This window comes from Halomonas sp. DP3Y7-2 (assembly GCF_019800795.1).
Classification (GTDB): Bacteria; Pseudomonadota; Gammaproteobacteria; order Pseudomonadales; family Halomonadaceae; genus Halomonas; species Halomonas litopenaei_A.
The window spans coordinates 434,264-449,854 of sequence record NZ_JAHVKJ010000011.1 but is presented as its reverse complement, the minus strand read 5'-3'; the positions used below and the strand labels follow the sequence as shown (position 1 = coordinate 449,854).

The following is a 15,591-nucleotide window of genomic DNA, read 5'->3' as shown; positions in this document are numbered from 1 at the left end:
GTAAGGTCCTTGTGTGTCATGGGAGAGGGGGCGCGCTTTCCCTAAACGCGACGCACTGAAGCATGCGCAAGGCATGCTTCAGTGCGTAAGGCGACTGCAGATCAGCATAGTTGCTGAATATCCTGTGTCGATATGACATTTCGGCAACTCCCTGATCATTATCAATGTTATGAGACATTTATGCCGGGCAGAGCGGCATTCCGCAGGCGCCAGCATCCGCTCGTGCGTGATCGCCGTGGGTTCGCATGTCGTCAAGATGGCGTTACTGCCGTCAGCAGCCGTTCGGTGGTCAGCTGGCCGTTTGAACGTGCGCTTCCAAGGATTCCCGAGGCCTGCAGCTGGAGTCTGGTGGCAGCGTCGAAGGGATGCGCTCCCTCAAGAGGGGCTGGCTGGGCGGAGCACAGGAGGGAGGTCGACTCACGGCGTTGTACACGACACTCAGGTGATGCAGAAGCCGTTGAGGCGATCTGCTAAGCTCGCCCTTTCGACTCCGCCGCTGTCGTCCGGCGAGCGGACCACTTGAAACGCCGCTGTATGCAGCGCTCCAGCCCACCGGATGATCTGACGTGCCCGAGCTGAACCCGCCCCCGACTCTCACCGAGCTGCTTGACAGCATTCCCCCTCTGGATCCTCTGGCACGGCAGCGCGCCTGCGCTCGTCTTGACCGTCTGACCAAGCCGCCGGGTAGCCTGGGCAAGTTGGAACACCTTGTGGCGGACCTGGCGGCAATGACCGGGCAGGCATTGCCGCGTGTCGACCCTCCTGCCGTCATTGTCTTCGCTGCCGATCACGGGGTAGCGGCGGAGGGCGTGTCGGCGTTCCCTGCCTCCGTCACTGCGCAGATGGTGGCCAACTTTGCCCAGGGTGGGGCCGCCATCAATGTATTCGCCAGACGCCTCAAGGCTCGCCTGGAGGTGGTCGATGTGGGTGTGTCCACATCCTGCGCGGGAGTGGCAGGCGTTGTCGTTGATCGAGTCAGAAGCGGCACCGGCAATATCGCCAGGGAAGATGCCATGAGCCAGGATGACGTGCTGGCTGCCCTGAACGTCGGTGTCCGCGCCGCGCAGCGTGCCACCGACCAGGGTGCCGGGTGCTTGATCTTGGGTGAAATGGGGATCGCCAATACCACCGCGAGCAGCGCCTTGCTGGCCGCCTTTACCGGGCTCTCGGTGGATGCCGTGACCGGACGCGGCACGGGTATCGACGATCAACGTCTACGCCATAAGCGTGAGGTCATCGGCAGGGCGCTGGCCCGCGGAACCGGGCGCACGGCACTGGATACCCTGGCGCGATTCGGTGGGCTTGAGATTGTGGCCATGGCGGGAGCCTGCGTGTCCGCTGCGGCCAGTCGCACCCCGGTGCTGGTAGATGGTTTTATCGCCACGGTGGCGGCGCTCGCCGCGACGCGCCTGGCCCCCGGTGTGCGCGACTACCTGGTGTTTGGTCATCGCAGCGATGAAGCGGGGCATGGCGAGGCCCTGGCCGCCCTCGGCGGAGAACCACTGCTGACGCTTGGCCTCAGACTGGGCGAGGGCAGTGGGGCTGCCTTGGCCTATCCGCTGCTGCAAAGCGCCTGCGACATGCTCGCAGAAATGGCGACCTTCGATGATGCCGGCGTCGATGCTGGCCAATGAGTGTCGATGGCAGCGAAGGGAGTCGATGGGCCTCGATGAACGCAGCAAGCGACTGGCAGGCGATCCTTGCCGAAAAGGCGCCGGAGGGCTTTTCCTGGTTTGAGCCGCTGGGCCTGGCCCCCTTCAGCAGTGTTGGGCTCATCGTGGTGGTGCTGGCGCTGATCCTGGACCTGTGGCTGGGTGATCCTCGCTGGCTGCCACACCCAGTGGTGGGGATGGGACGCTTGATTGCCAAGCTGGAGAGCGTCCTCAATCGTGGCAGCCAGATAGGGCGTCGCCTCAATGGCATAGCGCTGGTGCTGATCGTGGTGGGGCTGGTGTGGGCCGCATCGGCGTTCGCCCTTGGCCTGGCAGCCTCCGTCAGCACCTGGTGGGGCCTGGCGCTGGAACTGCTGTTGATATGGACGTGCCTGGCCTGCCGAGGATTGGTGCTGGCAGCGCGGCAGGTGGCGGTTCCTCTGATGGCCGGCGACCTGGCGAGCGCACGCCTGGCGGTGTCGGCGATCGTGGGGCGCGATACTCGCGAGCTCGATGAGACCGGTGTGACCCGCGCCTGCGTGGAGAGCGTGGCCGAGAACACCGTCGATGGTATCACCGCCCCCCTGTTCTGGGCGCTGGTAGGCGGAGCGCCGCTGGCGCTGGCTTACAAGGCGATCAATACCCTGGATTCCATGGTCGGCCACCGCAGTGAGCGCTACCTGGCGTTTGGCTGGGCAGCGGCGCGACTCGATGACCTGGTCAACCTGGTGCCGGCACGGCTGACGGCGCTGGCCATGTGGCTGGTCATGTGGCTGTTCATGTGGCTAGTCCGGTGGATAGTGCCAGCGCCTCTGCGCGGCGACTATCAGGTGCATGGCAATGTACAGGGCGCGCTTGGTGCGACCCGCCGCCAGGCACCGTCTCACCCCAGTCCCAATGCGGGCTGGCCTGAAGCCATGGTGGCAAACCTGCTGGGGGTGCAGCTGGGAGGTATCAATCGGTATGGCGAGCAGGTCAGCCGGCGCGCCGTACTCGGCACACCGTTGCAGCCACTGAGGCCTGCACACATCGCGGCGGCGATTCACTGTCTTTACGCCGGCACTCTGGGCAGCCTGATAGTGATGTCGTTGGCGATACTGGCTCTGGGGAGTGTGGCGTGAATCAGCGAGGGACGAAGGCGGACTGGCCCGAACATGGCGGGCAGGGCCTGGTGTTAATGCAGCGGCTCGGCCTGGCGGGGACCGAACCGCGGCTCGACCTCAGTGCCAGTCTCAACCCCCTGGGGCCTCCCGATTGGCTGGCCGATTGGCTGAAGGACAGTCTGGAGAGCGCCCGGCACTATCCTGATCCTGGCCACCCCGCGGCCTATGCGGCCTTGGCAGCCGCGTTGGGTCTCGGCGCTGATCGGTTGCTGTTGACCAATGGCGGCGCCGAAGCCATCCACCTTGTGGCCAGTGCATACCGAGGCGGGCGCGCGCTGATCGTCGAACCCACCTTTGGAGAGTATGCGCGAGCTTGCGCGCTCAATGGGATCGCCGTCGAGCGATATGAGCTGCATCTCGAGGGTGCGGCGCTGGATATCGAACGGTTGACGTCTCGCCTGGACGCCTCCGCCGACAAGGTCGATCTGATCTTTCTCTGTCGGCCCAACAATCCCACCGGTGCCTGCATGGCCCGCGAGGACGTGGTGACATTGCTAGAGGCGGCAAGACGCCGTGGGGCTCTGGTGGTGGTGGACGAGGCCTTTGTCGACTTTGCCGACCCTGGAATGTCATTGACGGCGCTGGTGGATCAGGGGCTGCCGCTGATATTGCTGCGCTCATTGACCAAATTTTACGCCCTTGCCGGCCTGCGCCTTGGCTACCTGGTGGCGTCGGCGAGCTGCTGTCGACGGCTGCAGCGTCATCAGCCAGCCTGGAGCGTCAATGGACTGGCCAGTGCCCTGGTGCCGGCCCTTCTGGCGGATACCGACTTTGCCAGCAGGACGCGGGACTGGGTCATGGCCGAGCGTGCCTATCTGCCACCGGCGCTGGGCAGGCTTGGCCTGGTCGCTCTGCCGACCCAAGCCAACTTTGTCCTGTTTCGCCCGCCAGGGGCGCCATCCCGAGCAAGGGGTGAAGGCCTCGTCAGACACCTGGCGCGTGATGGCGTGTTGGTTCGTCACACCCACACCTTCGCTGGCCTCGACGGTGCCTGGGTGCGTGTGGCATTGCAGCAACGACAGGGGAATCAGCTGCTGATACGGCGGCTGGAAGAGTGGCGCGATTCGCCACAGGCAGAGCGGTGGGGCAGCGGCGCATGATCGTCTTTATCGCGGGAGGCGTTCGCTCCGGAAAGAGTCGTATCGCTGAACAGGCGGCTCTTGCGCTGCACGCTGACAGGCCCAGTAGCCAGCTCTGGTATCTGGCGACGGCTCGCTCCAGTGACCGCGAAATGGCGGCTCGAGTGGCCCGTCACCGGGCCCGCCGTGATCGCCACTGGCGCACCCTGGAAGCACCGCTGCAGCTGCTCGACCCCTGGCGTACCGTGGCTCCTGGCGATAGCGTCCTGCTGGATTGCCTGACCCTATGGACAAGCCAACGCCTGTTTGCCGACGGCATCGATCCCGGCCCAAGGCGCCAGGCAGCACGGCTTGCTCAGGCGGAGCTGGCGGCCGTACTGGCCGATGCGCGTCAGCGGGATATCCACCTGGTCGTGGTGTCCAACGACCTCAATGAGGAGCTACCTGCCCAGGATGCGCTGGTGCGCTGGTATGTGCGAGAACTGCAGCGGCTACATCGGCTACTGGCACGTCGGGCCGACCGGGTGATCGAAGTGGTGGCAGGGCAGATGATTGAGTGGCCGGTAGTGGCCAAGACCAGTGATGCGACAGTGGCTCCCTGACGGCTGGGCCCGCACCTCTGACAGGACAGCGTGGAAGGAAGATGCGGCAGGAGAATCTGGTGAAAGACATGACAACACGCTGTGCGCCGATGCTGGCGGGTCTGGGGCTGGCGATCCAGTTTTTGACCCGGATACCGCTGCCGATCGCGATCGACTGGAATGACGCCAATCGGCGCTGGGCGGCACGTTGCTACCCGCTGGTGGGGCTCGCCATAGGCGGGCTATTGGCGTCGCTGGCGGCTGCCTCCAGTGCCTTGCCGGACCCGCTGAGAGCGCTGTTGCTGCTGACCCTGTGGGTCGGCGCGACCGGCGGGCTGCATCTGGATGGTGTCATGGACCTGGCCGACGCCCTTGGCAGCAACACCTCGCTGGAACGTCGCTGGGAGATCATGAAGGATCCCCAGGTGGGCAGTTTCGGCATCCTGGCGCTGGTGTTTCTGCTGGCATGGAAGGGAGCACTGCTGTGGTGCTGGCTGGCGCTGGAGGCACCACTGTGGGGGCTTGTGGTACTGCCCGCCCTGTCCCGGGGGGCGGCGGTAGCGCTTCTGATCAGCGTACCCGCTGCCCGGCCCCAGGGGCTGGCCTATCAGTGGCAACAGGGGCTCTACTGGGGCGACCTCGCGCTTGCCTTGCTGCCCTGCCTGGCCCTGGTGCTGGTGGCTCCGTTGTTCGGGCTGCTGGGCATGGCGCTGGCCATGGGGGCCTTTACCTGGTGCTTTGGTCGCGGGATGATCCAGGCCTTTCGCGGTATCAACGGCGATATGCTGGGCAGCGCCATCGAAGGAGGAGAAGTATGGCTTCTGATAGTTGTCTCGAGCTGGTGGTGGTTCGCCACGGGCTGACGCAATGGAATCTCGACAAGCGGTATCAAGGTCAGCGGGATATTCCGTTGCTGATGCCCGACGCGCTTGGCGATATGGACCGCCTGCGGGACGAACTCGCCGATGAGGTCTTTGACGCGGTGGTGGCCAGCGACCTGACGCGCTGCTGTCAGACGCTCGCCCATATTGCCGAGGGGCGAGGCTGGCCCGCTCCACGGTTGGACCGGCGCCTGCGCGAGAATGACTTTGGTGAATTCGAAGGCCGCCAGTGGGAAGAGCTCAAGGATGATCCGGTTTACCGCGACTGGATCGACAGCGCCGGCGAGCTGGCCCCGCCGGGGGGCGAATCCGCTCAGGATCTGCGCGAGCGACTGGCGCTGGCGCTTGATGCGATCTTTGATGCCGCCGTCGAGGCGGGGCACCGGCGAGTGCTGGTGGTCACCCATGGCGGCGTGATCCGTGAACTGAGACGTGAGTTCGAGGGCGTCCCGTTCTGGCAGGGTGTCGTTGGCCAGGCGGCCGGGCGACGCTGGACACTGACCCGACAGGCAGGGGAGATCACATGCACGTCTTCCTCGGCGGTGCCCACAGTGGCAAGCACCAGCGAGTAGCAGAGCAGTACCCTGGCGCCCGCTGGTGTAAGGCGCATGAGTGGTTGAGCGGCAGCGTCGACGCGCTGGGTTCAGCGGAGTCGCTGGTCGTCTGCGACTGGTTGGACTGGCTGACCTGGGCGCTGCCCAGGGCTTCCGATCAGGAGTTGCAAGGCCAGTGGCGCGACGCCTTCACGCGGCTGCGCTCGGGGCCTGGTCCGCGTATCGCGATCGTGCAGGAGGTCGGGCGTGGCATCGTGCCCGTCGACCCCGAACAGCGTCGGCTGCGTGACCTGATGGGCTGGCTTGGCCAGGATGCCTGCCAACAGGCTGACTCGGTCACGTTGGTGCGCCATGGTCTAATGATGCCGCTGTCCGGTGCCCTTCCTTGATGCTGGGGGCATGCCGCTTGATCTGTGTCGTTGACGCCCGTCACCCGGGTTGCTAGCTTACGTCCACTCTCAGGTGCCCCAACCAACGTGCAGGACGGCCCCGGCGTCAGCCTTCTTACTTCGCAAGGCGCGCGGGTCACGAACGTCAATAGACACGTGGGGTGAAACGGGAAGTCGGTGTGAACCCGGCGCTGCCCCCGCAACGGTGATCGAGTCAAGCGTGCTTCATCATGCCACTGTGCTGCCTCTAGACAGGCCACGGGAAGGCAAGCGCGCCAGAGCCACAAGGGTTCTGCTCGTAAGCCCGGAGACCGGCCTGAAGAGCCATGCCAAGGGGCGGTGGGGTCCCGGTGCACGGCATCTCTTGTTGCTGGCGCGTCTCGGCTGACCTCATGCCTTGACGAGCTGCCGGGTCATCGTCGTCAGCGACCGGCGATGATTCGACGACAGGCGTGCCAGCGCCACGTCAGGTTTCCCTCCCGCTCCTCGGCCCTCAAGGGTTCATGCCGTGCGGGGACGCGCGGCACCAAGGGATACACCGATGTCGTCTTCTTGCTCTTCTGCTGTTCCGTCAGTTCAGTGTCGTCAACGTTTGACCGCTCGCCATGCCGTGATGGTCGCTGGACTTGCCGCCGCCCCCTGGTTGCTGGTGGGGCAGGCCAACGCGCAATCGTCCACGTCTACCGTCTCCACAGCGTCTGCGTTCCCCGCTGTTTCTGCCGAATCTGCCTCTGCTGAAGCTGTCACAGCCGAGCTTGATCCTGTGGTCGTATCTGCGACGCTGGCGCCGCGCACGGCCAGTCAGTCGCTGTCCTCGGTAAGCGTCATCGATCAGCAGGCCCTCGAGCGGCGAGATCCGGTCAGCATCGTCGATGCGCTGCGTGGCCAGCCCGGAGTCGACATTTCCACCAACGGAAGCTTTGGCAAGCAGGCCAGCGTCTATCTGCGCGGTACCGGTTCCTCTTCCACCGTGATGATGATCGACGGCATTCGCCTGCGTTCGGCCACCAACGGGGGGCCAGGCTGGCAGTATCTCGAGCCGCGCATGTTTGAGCGTATCGAGGTCGTGCGTGGTCCCCGGGGCACGCTTTATGGCGCCGACGCGGTAGGTGGAGTGGTTCAGCTGTTTACCGACAGCCCCGATGAGCAAGGGCCAACGCCCAGCATCGAGGTCGGCGGTGGCTCCTTCAATACGCAGCGGGCCTCGGCCAGCCTGTCGGGCCGTGACGGTGGCACTTCCTATCAGCTCAGCGCCACCCGCCTCGACAGTGACGGCACCGAGATCCGCGATGGCGGCGACGACAAGGGCTATGACAACACCTCGGGCCTGGTCAGTCTGTCGCACACCTTCGATAGCGGTACACGCCTCGGGTTTCTTGGCCTGCGGGCCAGCGGTAACAGTGAATACGAGGGCGGCGATTCGGACTACGTTCAACAGGTGGCCGGAGTCTATGCCGAGGTGCCCATGACCGAGGACTGGTCGTCCAGGCTGACCCTGAGTGAAGCGCGGGACGAACTGGAAGATCACGCAGAGCCGACCGCCTTCGGCCCGGCCACGACGACCATGTTCGACACCGAGACCCGCACGCTGCGATGGGACAACAGTGTGCGCCTGGGCGCCCATGAAGTGGTCGCGGGGGCCGAGTACCTGGAAGACAAGGTCGACAGCACCACGGATTACGAAGAGACCAGTCGCGATAATGTGGCGGTGTTTGCCCAGGCGCTGATGGACTTTCAGCCATTCTCGGTGCAGGCGGGGCTTCGTCACGATGACAATGAGGCCTTCGGTGAAGAAGTCACTGGTCACCTGGCGCTGGGCTACGAACTTGACCCTTCGCACACCCTGCGTGCCAGCTATGGCACCGCCTTCCGCGCGCCCACCTTCAACGAGCTGTACTTTCCCGGTTACGGCAACAGTGATCTGGACCCCGAAGACTCCGAGACCTATGAGCTCGGACTGCGCGGCCAGTACGACCTGTGGTTCTGGGACCTGGCCGTCTACCAGACCAACGTTGATGACCTGATCGCCAGCGAGCAGCGTGGTACCCGCTTTGCCCCCTTTAACGTCAACGAAGCGCGTATCCGCGGGGTCGAGCTGGCCGCCGGTGTCGAGCTCGATCAATGGAGCCTGGCGGCCAGCGCGGCCTATACCGATCCAGAAGACCGAGACACCGGCAAACAGCTGATTCGCCGTGCTTCCCAGACCCTGCGTGTGGACGCCGATCGCCAGCTGGGTGACTGGAACCTGGGAGCGTCCTTTGTCGCCCAGGACCATCGCTACAACGATGTGAACAACGACCAGCGGCTGGCCGGCTACGGCACCCTGGACCTTCGCGCTGGCTGGGCCTTTGCCCCGGACTGGAAGGCCAACCTGACCCTTGAAAACGTGTTCGACCGTGAGTACGCGACGTCCCGTGCGTCTGCCTTCCAGGGTGGCTGGGACTACGAGAACCCGGGCCGTGCCGCCTACCTGAGCGTTGGCTTCAACCTGTGATCATCCGCCGCGCGCTTGTCTCGGCCAGCGCTGGCCTGGTGCTGTCGGCGCTGACCAGTGCCGCCATGGCGTCCTCCTCTCCCGACGGGGACGGCGACATCTGCGTGGTTGATGACACCGAGCGGAAGCTATGCCTGGCGTCGCCTGCCCAGCGCATCGTCGCGCTGTCGCCCAGTGTGACGGAGCTTCTGTTCGCCGCGGGAGCGGGAGAGCGGGTGGTGGGTGTCGTCAGCTTCAGCGACTATCCGGAAGCGGCCCGCGAGCTGCCTCAGGTAGGCAGCTACGACCGCCTTGATCTGGAGGCCCTGCTGGCGCTGGAGCCGGACCTGGTGGTGGCCTGGGCCGGGGGTAATCCCGGCCAGCAGGTGGATCGCCTGGAGGCATTCGGTCTGCCGGTGTTCCGCTCGGACGCCTCGGACTTCGAGCACATCGCCTCGACGCTGGAGCGCTTCGGCCGCCTGGCCGGTACCCAGGACACCGGAGATGCCGCGGCCCGCAAGCTGCGCGACTCGGTGGCGTCGCTCAGCGCGCGCTATAGTGACTCGCTGCCGGTCGAGGTCTTCTATCAGGTATGGGAGAAACCGCTGATGACCGTCAACGGCGAACACTGGATCAGTCGCGCGCTGGCACTCTGCGGCGGCGTCAATCTGTTTGCCAGCGAGGCGCCATTGGTGCCTCGCCTTTCACGGGAGGCGGTGTTGGCGGCGGACCCGGAGGTCATCATTACCGGAGGCATGGGCAAGGCCGATTCCACCTGGCTGGATGCCTGGCGAGCCTGGCCACAGATGACCGCGGTGGCTCAAGACAATCTGTTCTTCATCAATCCGGACCTGGTGCAGCGGGCCACGCCGCGGCTGGTCGAGGGAACACGCAGGCTGTGCGACCACCTGGAGACAGCACGTGAACGGCGCTAGAACGCTCAGCTCCCGCACCTCCCGACGGCGACCGCTGTGGGCTTTGCTGCTGGTGGGTGTGCTGGCTTTGCTGCTGGCCGTATCGGTGGGCAGTGTCGCGCTGTCGCCGCTGGAGTTGTGGCAGACCCTGCTCGGACACGGTAGCCCCCTGCACCACACGCTGGTGTGGGAACTGCGCCTGCCGCGTGCCCTGGCGGCCTTCGGGACTGGCGCGCTGCTGGCGCTGGCGGGTGCCTTGATGCAGGTGTTGTTGAGAAATCCGCTGGCAGACCCCTATGTGCTGGGTCTGTCGGGAGGCGCGTCAGTGGCTGCCCTTGGCGCCATGCTGGCCGGTCTTGGCGCTGCCCTGGTGTCGCTATCCGCCTTTAGCGGTGCCCTGATATCGATTCTGCTGGTGTTTGGCCTGGCCCACGGCAGCGGCAGCTGGTCGCCGGCAAGGCTGCTGTTGACGGGGGTGGTGATGGCGTCCGGCTGGGGCGCCATTATCACCTTCCTGCTGGCGGTCAGCCCAGTAGAGGAACTACCCGGCATGCTGTATTGGCTGATGGGAGACATGGCCTACGCGCGCAGTCCCTGGCCGGTATTGGTGGTGGCCGCGCTGGCTGGAGCCGTGCTGGTACCGCTGGGCAGGACCCTGAACGTGCTGGCGCGTGGTGGCCAGCAGGCGTTGGCGCTGGGTGTTGCCGTGCGACCTCTGGAATGGGGACTGTATCTGGGCGCTAGCCTGGCCACCGCCACGGCGGTGACCACGGCCGGTGCGGTCGGCTTTGTCGGCTTGATGGTGCCCCATATGTTGAGGCTGCGCTTAGGCGCCGACCAGAGGCTGATACTGCCGGCCTCGTTGCTGGCCGGTGGCGCCTTGCTGACGCTGGCAGATACCCTGGCGCGCACCCTGATCGCCCCTCAGCAACTGCCGGTCGGGGTGATCACTGCGCTGGTCGGGGTCCCGAGTTTTCTGTATCTGCTGCATCGAAGCCGCGGCTGAGGAGCGCTGATGACCACCTCGAACTCATCTGCACAGGCCCACAGGTCAGCTCCGCGACATGAGGCAGGGAGGTCTGCGGACAGCGATGTCGGCAAAGGCCTGGCCTGTTCCGACCTGGTCATCGATGTGCCGGGGCGCTCGGGCGGCCAGCCCATGTCGATGGTGTTCGAACCCGGCAGCCGCTGGGGCATCCTCGGGCCCAACGGGGCCGGCAAGAGTACCCTGCTGCATACACTGGCAGGACTGAAATCGCCGAGAAGTGGCAGCGTGACGCTGGCCGACAAGGCGCTCCCTCGTTGGCGCCGCCGCTCCTTGGCCCAGCGCCTGGGCGTCGTCTTTCAGGAACGCCACGACGAATTTCCCGCCACGGTGCTGGAGACCGCCTTGATGGGGCGACATCCCTTCCTGCGCGCCTGGCACAACGAGTCCGAAGACGATATCCAACGCGCCTGGCAGGCGCTGGAGCGCCTGGACATCGCTCACTTGGGTGGGCGACTGTTGTCGTCCCTGTCCGGGGGGGAGCGCCAGCGGGTCAGTCTGGCGACAGTGCTGACTCAGGACCCGGATATCTGGTTGGTGGATGAGCCCACCAACCACCTCGACCTGCATCATCAGGTCGGCACCATGTCACTGCTGCACGAGCAGGCAAGCCATGGCGCCGCGGTGGTGATGTGCTTGCATGATCTTAACCTGGCAGCACGCTGGTGTGATCACCTGTTGCTGCTCTATTCCGATGGCAGTGCCTGCTGGGGGCCAAGTGACGCCATGCTGGTGCCAGCCGCCCTGGAGCGGCTGTACCAGCAGCCACTCAGCGTTGTTGAAGTCGACGGCGCCTGTGTCTTCGTGCCTCGCGTTGCCTCTGCCCCATGCTCCTTGAAACCGACACAGGGAAGGCCCCATGAGTCTGACGACACCTTCATCACGACACGTTGATCCCGAGCGCCATGCCCGGCGCAGGGAAGCCAAGCAGCGCATCATGAATGAGCGCATCGCCCGTGCCGACAAGGAGCAGGGCGTGCTGCTGGTGTTGACCGGGCCTGGCAAGGGCAAGAGTTCCTCCGGCTTCGGCATGCTGGGTCGGGCCCTGGGCCACGGCATGAAGGTGGCGGTGGTGCAATTCATCAAGGGCGCCTTCTCTACCGGCGAAGAGGCCTTCTATCGTCGCCAGCCTGGCGTCACCTTTCACGTCATGGGAGAGGGCTATACCTGGGATACCCAGGACCGACGCCGTGACGTGGCCGCTGCCGAAGCCGCATGGGACAAGGCCAGGGAATTGCTGGCGGACCCTGACATCGCGCTGGTGCTGCTCGACGAGCTGAATATCGCGCTGCGCCACGGATACCTGGATCTTGACCGGGTACTCGATGACCTGCAGGCAAGGCCACCCATGCAGCATGTGGTGGTCACGGGCAGACATGCACCGCAGCCACTGATTGAACTGGCCGATACCGTGACCGAGATGAAGGTCGTCAAGCACGCATTCAAGGAGCAGGGCATCAAGGCGCAGAAGGGCATCGAATTGTAGGGTGGCCGAACGGCAGTTCCTGGGCGTCGTGGGAAAGCTCGCGGGAGAGTGCGTGGGAAAGTGCGCGGGAAAGGAGAGGGAAGGGTGTAATGGCAACGTTGATGATTCAGGGCACCACGTCGGATGCCGGCAAGACCACGGTGGTGGCGGGACTATGTCGCGCGCTGGCCCGTCGTGGCGTCAAGGTGGCTCCCTTCAAGCCTCAGAACATGGCCTTGAACAGCGCCGTGACCGTGGATGGCGGCGAAATCGGTCGCTCGACGGCGCTGCAAGCCCAGGCCGCCGGAGTGGCCGCCCACTCGGACATGAATCCGGTACTGCTGAAGCCTGAGAGCGACAAGGGCGCTCAGGTAATTCTGGCCGGCCAGGTACACGGCAGCATGGCGGCCCTGGACTACCACGCGTACAAGAGCACTGCGCGCCAGACCGTGCTGGACTGCCACCGCCGCCTGTCCGAGCGCTTCGATGTGATTATTGCCGAGGGGGCGGGCAGTCCTGCGGAGATCAATCTGCGCGAGGGAGATATCGCCAACATGGGCTTCGCTGAAGCCGTGGACTGCCCCGTCCTGTTGGTGGGGGATATCGATCGCGGCGGCGTGTTCGCTCAGCTCTGTGGCACCCTGGCGCTGGTCAGCGATACCGAGAATGCGCGTATCAAGGGGTTTGTGATCAATCGCTTTCGCGGTGATATCGGGCTGCTGGAGCCGGGGCTCGGCTGGCTGTCCCAGCGTGAAGCACGGCCGGTGCTGGGCGTTTTGCCCTATCTTCAGGGGCTGTGGCTGGACGCCGAGGACAGCCTGTCCCTGGAACAGGCACTCGATGAACACGAGGGTGAAGCGCTCAGGGTGGTGGTGCCTGCGCTGCCACGCATCAGCAATCACACGGACCTGGATCCGCTGCGGCTACACCCAGGCATCAAGCTGAGCCTGGTGGGTCCGGACCAACCACCGCCTCCGGCCGATGTCATCCTGTTGCCGGGCAGCAAGAACACCCGCGCCGACCTGGCTTGGCTGCGCCGCCAGGGCTGGGAGGCGCGAATTCGCCGGCATCTTCGTTACGGTGGTCGAGTGCTCGGCATCTGCGGGGGCTTTCAGATGCTGGGAGAGTGGATCGACGACCCCGACGGAGTCGAGGGCGAGCCGGGCGGTGTCGCAGGACTCGGCTGGCTTGCCATGACCACGACCATGCTGCCTCGCAAGCAGTTGAAACAGGTCAGCGGTCGGATTGAACACGCCGGTGGGCACCGCAGTATCCACGGCTACGAGATTCATCAGGGAGTGAGTCGAGGTCCGGCACTGTCCCGGCCCCTGCTGCGGCTGGAAGGCCGTGACGAGGGCGCCGTCAGCGAGGATGGCCAGGTCATGGGCACCTATCTGCACGGACTGTTCGATGGACCCGATGCCTGCGAGGCGCTGCTCGCCAGGCTCGGACTTGACCCGCAGGCCCAGCGGCATGTTGACCTCAATGCCCACCGGGAACAGCAGCTCGATCGCCTGGCGGATGCCATCGAACAGCACCTGGACATGGATGCCCTGATGCGACTGCTGCAGTAATCCGGGGCCTGCCCGGATATCAGCGTGATTCGTTCACAAAGGATGTGATGATCTCCACCACCCGGTCGGGTTGTTCACGGTGGGGTACATGGCCGCATTCCTTCAGAATCTGCATCTGGCAGGGACCGGCAGGCAGTTCGGCGTAGCGGCGGGGCTGGGCTTCGGAGCCATACTCATCTTGATCACCGTGCAGAACCAGCACCGGACAGGTGATCTGGGCCAAGCGGTCATCCAGCGTCCAACCGCGGAAATCGGGATCCAGCCAGGTGTCGACCCAGGCGTCCAGCACCCAGCGTGCCTTGGCGCCATGGTACTTTTCGAGTCGTTCCATCTGGCCGGGCCGAGCGAAGGCATCGCGGGCCTCGCCAATGCCGGCAAGAGTGCGCGGTTCCACAAAGGCTTGTGCGGCCATGGTGATCAGCCCATGGCAGTCACGGTAGCGAGCCGCTATCGCCGCCGCCATGGCTCCGCCCACGCTGTGCCCGACAAGGATGAAGCCCTCCAACCCCAGTGCTCGGTGTACCGCGGCGAAGCCTTGATGCGCTTCGTCAGTGACGAAGCTGTGGGGCAACTGCCCAGGATGCGCGCTGGACTGGCCGAAGCCCAGGCGGTCGTAGGCGATGACCTCGCGACCGGTCTGCCGGCATAGCCGTTCGGGAAAGTCCCGCCAAAGCGCGATACTGCCCAGTGAGTCGTGCATCAGCACGAGCGGCACCCCAGTGGTGTCACTGCCGGGATGCCAACGTGCTACCTCAAGATGCGCTGACTCGGCTGAGGAGGCGAGTGTATCGAGGCCCTGGTGCAAGGGGATCGTCATACGTTGGCGGTGGAAGGTCTGGGGGCTAACGGGGGCATCGCTGTTGAGCATGTCGAGGCGCTCGCTGGTGGAAGGCTGGTCCTACCATAGCGAGCATGCCCCAGGTTTGCCAAGCAAGCGCTTGGTTGAGTCGTGCTCTCGTGACGTGATCTCGCGTCGTTCTCTCGTGACGTGATCTCGCGTCTTGTTTCATGAGTCTCAGGCGACGCTTCCGCCTGTTCAGGTGGCGACAGGAGGACTCAGAAAACGGCCGGGATCATCGGAGATGACGCTGGTCACCCCCCAGTCCCAGTAGCGCTGGAAGGCCAGGGGGTCATTGGCGGTGTAGCAAAGGAGCGCGGTGCCGCTTTCTACCACCTCACGGGCGCGGGGTTCCTTCAATTTCTTCCAGTCGCAGTGAAGGCTGTAGGCCGTTATCGCCTCGACGTCTTGGCGCCACCCCTTGCCCACCTTGTCGGTAAGCACGCCCAGTGCCAGGTGTTCTGCTGAAGCGATGCTGCGGGCATGATCCAGCGCGGCCGGGCTGAAGGAGGAAACCAGGCGCCTGTCGTAGGGCAGGGCTTCCATCAACCGGGGAATCACCGATTCGGCCAGCGCTTCGGGGTCGCGGCCGCGAGTGATCTTGAGCTCCAGGTTGACCGCCATGTCACGGCGATCCAGCAGATTGAGCATGTCGTCGAGTGTCGCCATGCGTTCCCCGCGAAAGCGCTCTGCGTACCAGGCGCCCACATCGTACTCCTGTGCCTGCTCCAGTCTTAGCTTGGCCAGCTTGCCGCGACCGTTCGAGCAGCGACGCATTCCCGGGTCATGCCAGATCACCGGGGTTCCGTCGCCGAGCAACTGCACGTCGAGCTCCACCCAAGTAATACCGGCCTCCCATGCCAGCTGCACGGCACTCAAGGTGTTCTCCGGGGCGTGGGCCGATAGTCCACGGTGGGCCATCTGGCGGGGCAGCGCCAGAGGCGGCAAGCTTCGGTGAGTCATGGGCTCTCCTTGTCTGGCGT

The 15,591-nt window shown here is 64.9% G+C and carries 15 protein-coding genes and 1 riboswitch; of the genes, 13 read left to right on the top strand and 2 right to left on the bottom strand.

All coding sequences use genetic code 11. The features are described from left to right. Positions 1-566 precede the first annotated feature (566 nt). The 13 genes from cobT to KUV45_RS17545 all read left to right on the top strand — a co-directional run bounded on the left by cobT (position 567) and on the right by KUV45_RS17545 (position 13,770). On the top strand, positions 567-1,634 hold the full coding sequence (gene cobT / locus KUV45_RS17605; protein ID WP_374107043.1) for a nicotinate-nucleotide--dimethylbenzimidazole phosphoribosyltransferase: 1,068 nt from the start codon (positions 567-569) through the stop codon (positions 1,632-1,634). A gap of 35 nt (positions 1,635-1,669) precedes the next feature. Then, positions 1,670-2,773, top strand: a complete 1,104-nt coding sequence (cbiB, locus tag KUV45_RS17600) for an adenosylcobinamide-phosphate synthase CbiB (protein ID WP_222163648.1) — start codon at positions 1,670-1,672, stop codon at positions 2,771-2,773. After that, positions 2,770-3,915: a threonine-phosphate decarboxylase CobD gene (gene cobD, locus KUV45_RS17595; protein WP_224852056.1), complete on the top strand. Its 1,146-nt coding sequence runs from the start codon at positions 2,770-2,772 to the stop codon at positions 3,913-3,915. Before cbiB ends, cobD begins: the two co-directional genes overlap by 4 nt. Next, the gene (locus KUV45_RS17590) at positions 3,912-4,496 is read left to right on the top strand and encodes a bifunctional adenosylcobinamide kinase/adenosylcobinamide-phosphate guanylyltransferase (RefSeq protein ID WP_222163647.1); all 585 of its coding nucleotides are present in this window, start codon (positions 3,912-3,914) and stop codon (positions 4,494-4,496) included. Before cobD ends, KUV45_RS17590 begins: the two co-directional genes overlap by 4 nt. Positions 4,497-4,564: 68 nt before the next feature. Next, the gene (locus KUV45_RS17585; RefSeq protein ID WP_224852085.1) at positions 4,565-5,338 is read left to right on the top strand and encodes an adenosylcobinamide-GDP ribazoletransferase; all 774 of its coding nucleotides are present in this window, start codon (positions 4,565-4,567) and stop codon (positions 5,336-5,338) included. Next, a complete protein-coding gene (locus tag KUV45_RS17580) occupies positions 5,290-5,928 on the top strand; it encodes a histidine phosphatase family protein (RefSeq protein ID WP_222163646.1) in 639 nt (212 codons plus the stop codon). The genes KUV45_RS17585 and KUV45_RS17580 overlap by 49 nt, the downstream gene beginning before the upstream one ends. After that, the gene (locus KUV45_RS17575) at positions 5,880-6,299 is read left to right on the top strand and encodes a bifunctional adenosylcobinamide kinase/adenosylcobinamide-phosphate guanylyltransferase (protein WP_222163645.1); all 420 of its coding nucleotides are present in this window, start codon (positions 5,880-5,882) and stop codon (positions 6,297-6,299) included. Before KUV45_RS17580 ends, KUV45_RS17575 begins: the two co-directional genes overlap by 49 nt. A 116-nt stretch (positions 6,300-6,415) precedes the next feature. Next, positions 6,416-6,634, top strand: a riboswitch (cobalamin riboswitch). A 206-nt stretch (positions 6,635-6,840) separates the two neighbouring features. Further along, positions 6,841-8,793 (top strand): TonB-dependent receptor domain-containing protein, encoded by a 1,953-nt coding sequence (locus KUV45_RS17570; protein WP_224852057.1) that lies wholly within the window; start codon positions 6,841-6,843, stop codon positions 8,791-8,793. Next, on the top strand, positions 8,790-9,707 hold the full coding sequence (locus KUV45_RS17565; RefSeq protein WP_224852058.1) for a cobalamin-binding protein: 918 nt from the start codon (positions 8,790-8,792) through the stop codon (positions 9,705-9,707). The genes KUV45_RS17570 and KUV45_RS17565 overlap by 4 nt, the downstream gene beginning before the upstream one ends. Next, positions 9,694-10,692 carry an iron ABC transporter permease gene (locus tag KUV45_RS17560; RefSeq protein WP_222163644.1) on the top strand — a complete coding sequence of 333 codons (999 nt, stop codon included), beginning with the start codon at positions 9,694-9,696 and terminating at the stop codon, positions 10,690-10,692. The genes KUV45_RS17565 and KUV45_RS17560 overlap by 14 nt, the downstream gene beginning before the upstream one ends. A gap of 9 nt (positions 10,693-10,701) precedes the next feature. After that, positions 10,702-11,625, top strand: a complete 924-nt coding sequence (locus KUV45_RS17555; RefSeq protein WP_222163643.1) for an ABC transporter ATP-binding protein — start codon at positions 10,702-10,704, stop codon at positions 11,623-11,625. Next, positions 11,591-12,217: a cob(I)yrinic acid a,c-diamide adenosyltransferase gene (gene cobO, locus KUV45_RS17550; RefSeq protein ID WP_222163642.1), complete on the top strand. Its 627-nt coding sequence runs from the start codon at positions 11,591-11,593 to the stop codon at positions 12,215-12,217. Before KUV45_RS17555 ends, cobO begins: the two co-directional genes overlap by 35 nt. Before the next feature lie 89 nt (positions 12,218-12,306). Continuing rightward, on the top strand, positions 12,307-13,770 hold the full coding sequence (locus KUV45_RS17545; RefSeq protein WP_222163641.1) for a cobyric acid synthase: 1,464 nt from the start codon (positions 12,307-12,309) through the stop codon (positions 13,768-13,770). Positions 13,771-13,789: 19 nt separating this feature from the next. Here the strand turns inward: KUV45_RS17545 and KUV45_RS17540 are convergent, their stop codons facing one another. Then, the gene (locus tag KUV45_RS17540; protein WP_222163639.1) at positions 13,790-14,638 is read right to left on the bottom strand and encodes an alpha/beta fold hydrolase; all 849 of its coding nucleotides are present in this window, start codon (positions 14,636-14,638) and stop codon (positions 13,790-13,792) included. Between the two features lie 168 nt (positions 14,639-14,806). Then, positions 14,807-15,571 carry a glycerophosphodiester phosphodiesterase family protein gene (locus tag KUV45_RS17535; RefSeq protein WP_206943493.1) on the bottom strand — a complete coding sequence of 255 codons (765 nt, stop codon included), beginning with the start codon at positions 15,569-15,571 and terminating at the stop codon, positions 14,807-14,809. Positions 15,572-15,591 lie beyond the last annotated feature (20 nt).

Bases quoted from the DNA above. Each gene is read 5' to 3' on its own strand.
- KUV45_RS17540 (WP_222163639.1), bottom strand. From the start codon at position 14,638: ATGCTCAACAGCGATGCCCCCGTTAGCCCCCAGACCTTCCACCGCCAA.
- cbiB (WP_222163648.1), top strand. From the start codon at position 1,670: ATGAACGCAGCAAGCGACTGGCAGGCGATCCTTGCCGAAAAGGCGCCG.
- KUV45_RS17555 (WP_222163643.1), top strand. From the start codon at position 10,702: ATGACCACCTCGAACTCATCTGCACAGGCCCACAGGTCAGCTCCGCGA.
- KUV45_RS17570 (WP_224852057.1), top strand. From the start codon at position 6,841: ATGTCGTCTTCTTGCTCTTCTGCTGTTCCGTCAGTTCAGTGTCGTCAA.
- cobO (WP_222163642.1), top strand. From the start codon at position 11,591: ATGAGTCTGACGACACCTTCATCACGACACGTTGATCCCGAGCGCCAT.
- KUV45_RS17585 (WP_224852085.1), top strand. From the start codon at position 4,565: ATGACAACACGCTGTGCGCCGATGCTGGCGGGTCTGGGGCTGGCGATC.
- KUV45_RS17590 (WP_222163647.1), top strand. From the start codon at position 3,912: ATGATCGTCTTTATCGCGGGAGGCGTTCGCTCCGGAAAGAGTCGTATC.
- KUV45_RS17580 (WP_222163646.1), top strand. From the start codon at position 5,290: ATGGCTTCTGATAGTTGTCTCGAGCTGGTGGTGGTTCGCCACGGGCTG.
- KUV45_RS17575 (WP_222163645.1), top strand. From the start codon at position 5,880: ATGCACGTCTTCCTCGGCGGTGCCCACAGTGGCAAGCACCAGCGAGTA.
- KUV45_RS17545 (WP_222163641.1), top strand. From the start codon at position 12,307: ATGGCAACGTTGATGATTCAGGGCACCACGTCGGATGCCGGCAAGACC.
- KUV45_RS17535 (WP_206943493.1), bottom strand. From the start codon at position 15,571: ATGACTCACCGAAGCTTGCCGCCTCTGGCGCTGCCCCGCCAGATGGCC.